Annotated in this window: 7 protein-coding genes; all 7 read left to right on the top strand. The window is 50.5% G+C overall.

The genetic code is table 11. The annotated features are described in order from the left end of the window. Window positions 1-154 (top strand): type II toxin-antitoxin system YafQ family toxin (locus NI20_RS14380; RefSeq protein WP_156108524.1); only part of this gene is annotated, 154 nt, incomplete at its 5' end. Between the two features lie 33 nt (window positions 155-187). Continuing rightward, window positions 188-670 carry a hypothetical protein gene (locus NI20_RS0100750; RefSeq protein WP_033119559.1) on the top strand — a complete coding sequence of 161 codons (483 nt, stop codon included), beginning with the start codon at window positions 188-190 and terminating at the stop codon, window positions 668-670. 41 nt (window positions 671-711) lie between these two features. Continuing rightward, entirely contained in the window at window positions 712-1,236 is a 525-nt protein-coding gene (locus tag NI20_RS0100745; RefSeq protein WP_033119558.1) for a hypothetical protein, read from the top strand. Window positions 1,237-1,525: 289 nt separating this feature from the next. Beyond that, window positions 1,526-2,773 carry a plasmid recombination protein gene (locus NI20_RS0100740; RefSeq protein WP_033119557.1) on the top strand — a complete coding sequence of 416 codons (1,248 nt, stop codon included), beginning with the start codon at window positions 1,526-1,528 and terminating at the stop codon, window positions 2,771-2,773. 415 nt (window positions 2,774-3,188) lie between these two features. Next, window positions 3,189-4,640, top strand: a complete 1,452-nt coding sequence (locus NI20_RS0100735; protein WP_197055330.1) for a hypothetical protein — start codon at window positions 3,189-3,191, stop codon at window positions 4,638-4,640. 255 nt (window positions 4,641-4,895) lie between these two features. Continuing rightward, complete coding sequence (locus NI20_RS0100730) at window positions 4,896-5,162, top strand: type II toxin-antitoxin system RelB/DinJ family antitoxin (RefSeq protein ID WP_033119556.1); 267 nt, start codon at window positions 4,896-4,898, stop codon at window positions 5,160-5,162. Further along, on the top strand, window positions 5,155-5,371 hold a 217-nt coding region (locus tag NI20_RS0100725; protein ID WP_033119555.1), incomplete at its 3' end, for a type II toxin-antitoxin system YafQ family toxin. The genes NI20_RS0100730 and NI20_RS0100725, both read left to right, overlap by 8 nt.

Raw genomic sequence — 5,371 nt, 5'->3', positions numbered from 1 at the left:
GGCGTATCGAGATCATGCTCTCACTAATTCCAGAAATTATAAGGACATGAGAGAATGTCACATCGAGCCGGACTGGCTGTTGGTCTATAAAGTTGTTCGGCAGACTTTGATTTTGAAATTGATAAGGACGGGATCTCATAGCGATTTGTTTTGAGATTAACTCTGGATGAAAGAGTGGTGATGATATTTGGCGGGTGTAATAACGGAAATTGCAATAGAATGTGGCGTGTCGGAACAGGCAGTTCGTGCATGGTGTAGGCGAAACCATGTTGCGAAAGATGCGAAAGGAAGTTTCGCAATCAGCGAAAGTCAAAAAACCGCCATATATCAGCATTATTTAGGTGTTGAACGAAAGCAAGTTTCGCAACCGGCGAAAGCAAGTTGCGAAACTTGCGAAACCACTTTGATCGCTATGCTGCAGGGAGAATTAGACCGGAAAAGCGAGCAACTTGCTGTAAAGGACAAGCAGATCGAGGAACTGAACGCAAGGTTGGCGGAGGTCAGCTCGGCGTTGGTGACGGCACAGCAGACTGCGGCAGCGGCCCAGGCTCTCCATGCTGGGACGATGCATCAGCAGCTTCTTTCCGGCAAGGCCGGAGCCGATCAGCCGGAGCGTGAGACAGAACCGGTTCAAAAGCGTAGCTGGTTTAGTAGGTTCTTTGGGGACTAAACAGAACGACAAATCGGAAGTTGACAAGGAGTTTTGATAGCGTGAAAAAAATATTTCTTAAAATTGTGATAGGGGTTGTTCTTGCTGGTATTTTATTTGTTTGTTTTCTTTATACGAACAATGAGATCGGCGTGACTTCATCTAAGCTGGAGGCAGATATTCGTTCGTCGCAGAAGATTAAGGATGATTGGACGGTCGATGGAAGCGTTTCCAGCACGATGGCTGCATATATTTCTTACCCTCAGGATTTGAGTGACCATTCTTTTTCCGTCTATGTCAACCGTCCTGGTCTTTCCTTTGGATACTTTTTCCGTGGGGGTGGAAACCTTTCGGGGGTTCAAAGAGGAATTGCCGAGTACACCGTAGAAGGATATAATGAGCGAGCATTTATTTCTATGAATCAGCAACAGGTAACACAGCTTGAAATAGATGACGGCAACACAATTCAAGTGCTTGACATTGACAGCAATAAACCTTTTGCGATTGTTTTGCCTATAAGTGCGGGAACCATTACATTCTATGATGTGAATGGCAATACTGTGGAATACTGGAACAATTCTCTTTGACAACTTCCAGTTTATCGGTGGGATGAAGTTCGGGGAGCCGTCCGCAGACGGCAGGGGCAGCGCCCCTCCGGAGCTGGCAGAGCAGCAGGCACGAGCCGGCAGTGAAGCAGCTCCGGCAACCCCTCCCCTTTAGGGGCGCAAAGCACTTTCACACCGCTGCACCGATGGGGTGGCGGTGTGAAAGTGCTTTTGCGTTACTTTCTCACCAGAAAGTAACAAAGAGGTTGTTTTTAGCGGAAATTTATGATAAAATAGAGGACGGAAGAATAAGCGGAAAGGGGGCGATTTTATGGGAGTTACGATTTCTGGTATGACAGGTGCAGGGAGCATCCGGCACAACAACCGCAGCTTCTCAGCGGCGAATGTAGACCGGAGCCGGACGGAGCAGAACATTGTTTTCTGCAATGAGGATCTGAAGCAGGTCTATCATATGGTCTTTGATGAAGCTCTCGCAGCCTACAACGCAAAGAAAACCAAAACGAGAGATAAGATACCGGACTACTATGAGCATATCCGGCAGAGTAAACAGGAAAAGCTGTTCCATGAAGCGATCTTCCAGATCGGCAACATGAGCGACTGTGGGTGCGGTACGCCGGACGGAGAACGGGCGGCGGCAGCTCTGAAAGATTTTGCGGAGTCTTTTGCAGAACGCAACCCCCATCTGCGGGTGTTCAATATGGTGCTGCACATGGACGAGGCAACGCCCCATCTCCATGTCGATTTTATCCCTGTGGCAACGGAGCAGTCAAGAGGACTTTCTACAAGGGTATCTATGAAACAGGCATTGAAGCAGCAGGGGTTTGTCGGTGTCGGCAGAAAGCAGACCGAATGGGCGGCGTGGATGGAACGGGAGAAAGAAGCTCTGACGGAGATCGCCCAGCGGCACGATTTTGAAATTATCTCTCTCGGCACGAACAGACCGCACATGGACTTGCCGCAGTTCAAGGAAGCGGCTGCGAGGCTGGAAGCGGTGCAGCAGCAGACAGCGGCAGTAGAGCGGGAGGTTGCTGAGCTGGAACGGCAGCGGGACGCTCTGAAAGGCACTGTGCGGCTCTTAAAGGAGGCTGACAGGGTAAATGCACCCCTGCATGATATTCAGCCGGAAAAGACGCTCACAGGGGCAGTAAAGGGCGTGACGGTGGATCAGGTCGAGCAGCTAAAGAAAATGGCACTGCGCAGCGTGACGGATCGGCACAAGGTACAGGAGCTGACGGAGGAAAACACCCGTCTGCGGTCACAGGTGCCGTCCATGAAGAAGCGGCTGGAAGAAGCGCAGCGACAGCAGAGGCTTGAACAGGAAAACCGGAGGCTGCGCGATGAAAACTATTATCTGCAATCCGAGCTGCAGGAGGAACGCAGATTCACCGAGCGTCTGACGGACGGCATCGGTCGGATGCTGGACTTCTTGGAAGAACACTTGCCGGAGCGTCTGCGTCCTCTGCTTGAAAAGGCGAGGGAGCTGCTGCCCGATCCGGAGATTGGACAGCAGCAGGAGCAACAGCAGCACCAGCGAGGAATGGGCGGCATGGAGCTGTAAAAGAAGCCTGTCCGGAGGGCTTGAAAATCTCTTTCGGACAGTCTATAATAACAACTGAAAATAGGGAATTGCTGTATTGATAATCTAAGCCCCCTGTAAGGGTACTCCCAACCTATATTTTCTCTCTCTGAAAGGGAGAAAGTCGGAGGGGAAAAAGGGGGTGCGCGGAGGGGTGTTGGAAGTGTGGTAAACCTCGTTAGAGGTTTTCCAAGCCACTGTGGTAAACCCATCGGGTTTTCCATAGTGGCGGCACTTTCAATGACCCGCAGCGAGGGGGAAAAGGGGGAGGTGACTTTCTCTTTAAGGCGGCGTAGCCGCCGCTCTTTTGCTCCCCCTTTTCCCCTTTCCCGCCCGCAGGCGATCCCCGCCGCAGCGGATTTTCTTTTTGGTACTTTTTCTTTTGTGAGGTGGTAATATGACCGAGAATTATCGAGGCTGCTACGAGTATTTGAGCGCACAATATCCGGAGGTCGGAGGCTATGAGTTTTATAAAGAGCTGTTTCCGGACAATGAGAACTCCGGAGAACGGCACACGGATTTTTCCCATCCGAACGCTGTGTATCTGTATCGGGACGAACAGAGCGAGGATAAGAAGCTCCGGCGCAGGAAGATGTATAACGACACGTGGGAACAGGATTACATGGAGTTTGTCGAGGGGAACAGCCTTACTTTGTGCAGCGGTCTTGCATATCGCAGAAAGGAGAACAGGCTGGAGAACGCCCAGCGGATGTATGCTCTGATCTTCGATCTGGATGGCGTAGGTCTTGCCGAGCTGCGCAACCTCTTTCTGCGCTTTGGCGGCGATCCGGAGCGAGTGCGCCGGTTGCCGATGCCGACTTTCCTTGTTCTGTCGGGGACAGGGCTGCATATCTACTATGTTTTCCAGCAGCCGATTGACCTATACCCGAATATAAAAATTCAGCTTAAAAGTCTGAAATATGACCTCACTTTCCGGCTATGGGAGTATGGCAGCACTTCGCAGGTCAAGGCGATCCAGTATCAATCCATCAATCAGAGCTTCCGCATGGTGGGCAGCATCAATGACAAGCATGGGACGGAGCTGGTCGCTTTCCGTACCGGAGAACGGGTAACGCTGGATTATCTGAACGCCTACGCAAAGCCAGAAAACAGGGTGGATGTCAATAAGCCTTTCAGCCCATCCAAAATGACACGAGCTGAGGCGAGGGAGGCATATCCGGAGTGGTATGAGCGTGTTGTTGTGAGAGGCGAGAAAGGATGCAAGAAGTGGGATATTGCCGGAAAGGTGCATGGTGATGATCCGTATGCGCTCTACCATTGGTGGCTGCGGCAGATCGGAGAGATAAAGGGCGGGCATCGGTATTTCTTTTTGATGTGCCTTGCTATCTATGCTTACAAATGCGGTGTGTCGAAGCAGCAGCTCCGGCAGGATATGAAAGAGGCTTTTGATGATCTGCAGATGGTGAAGCATGAGAACGCATTGACCGAGGAAGATATACGGAGTGCGCTGGAAGCCTACGACAAGGAGTATTACAATTTCACGATTTCCGATATTGAAGCTCTGACCGATGTTCGCATCGAGCGCAACAAGAGGAATGGTAGATCACAGAAAGAGCATTTGAAAAGAGCAAGGGCGGTGCAGGAAGTGGATTATCCTGGCGGCACATGGAGAAGAAAAGGGGCAGAAGAAAAGAAAGCGCAAGTCTATGCGTGGCGGCAGGAGCATCCAGAGGGACGCAAGGCCGATTGTCATAGGGACACCGGACTTGATCCGAAAACGATCCGCAAATGGTGGGACACCGTACCGGAGGGGCATATAACGGTCAAAATACGCCCATCACAGGCTTTGAGCGATCTGTTGGTGGAGGAATTTAAGAAAGGGCTGTAAACGCCCCAGAAACGCCCTACAAGGCGTTTTTGGGGCGGGTAAGGGTTTTTATATTACCCCACCGAAAACGAGGCTTGAAAACCGCGCGAAATAAGGTTTTTTCACCCCCTAAATGTACACGCTGCGGTGTTACCATATAGAAAGCACTGTTCATAGAAAAGTTGCAAAAAAACATTTGCAATGCACTTGCAAATGTCACGAATATTGAATATAATATTAGTGCAAGCTAAAAATGACGAGGAAAGGAGTGCTATTATGGCTAAAGGAAATATGACGATAAGAATGGAGCCGGAGCTGAAAGCACAGGCGGCAGCTCTCTTTAAGTCCCTCGGAATGGATTTGAGTACGGCAACGGGTATTTTTTATCGACAGGCACTTAGGTGTCATGGACTTCCCTTTGAAGTCAAGGTTGACGAGCCGAATGCTGTTACCTATGCGGCGATGGAGGCGGCAGAAAAGGGAGAGGATATGTATGGTCCGTTTGATAGCGTTGCAGATCTGATGGAGGCGCTGAATGCTTAAGCCGGAGTTTTCGGGGCAGTTCAAACGAGATTACAAGCTTGCGATCAAGAGAGGCTGCGATCCGAAGAAGTTGGAGGAAGTGATCACGCTGTTGTGTAACGAGCAGCCGTTGCCGGAGGCGTATCGAGATCATGCTCTCACTAATTCCAGAAATTATAAGGACATGAGAGAATGTCACATCGAGCCGGACTGGCTGTTGGTCTATAAAG

The organism is Oscillibacter sp. ER4, assembly GCF_000765235.1.
Lineage (GTDB): Bacteria > Bacillota > Clostridia > Oscillospirales > Oscillospiraceae > Hominicoprocola > Hominicoprocola fusiformis.
Note: the sequence above shows the minus strand (reverse complement) of the source record. Positions and strands in the feature narration are given on the sequence as shown.